This window comes from Bradyrhizobium sp. 23AC, assembly GCF_054863025.1.
The window spans coordinates 1-229 of the sequence record NZ_JAVAYN010000333.1 but is presented as its reverse complement, the minus strand read 5'-3'; the positions used below and the strand labels follow the sequence as shown (position 1 = coordinate 229).

The following is a 229-nucleotide window of genomic DNA, read 5'->3' as shown; positions in this document are numbered from 1 at the left end:
AGGCACTTCAATCGATCTGTTCGGAATTTTTGACATCAAATCTCCACAGCTAGGTTCTGGATCATCAGCGTCGCCAATGGGCCAAAATCAGCAACTCTGCTTATCCCAAGGTCTTGTCCGTTTCGAAAGCCAATTCGATAGGAGCAAAAAACAGCAGCGATCGACGCAATTAGCAGAAATAGAAGACTGTGAAACTCTCATGCGTTCTTGTCCGTATGACAGCAAACCT

General features: G+C 45.4%; 1 protein-coding gene. It reads left to right on the top strand.

The annotated features are described in order from the left end of the window. Nucleotides 1-229 (top strand): hypothetical protein (locus tag RAD10_RS42655; protein ID WP_461622106.1); only part of this gene is annotated, 229 nt, incomplete at both ends.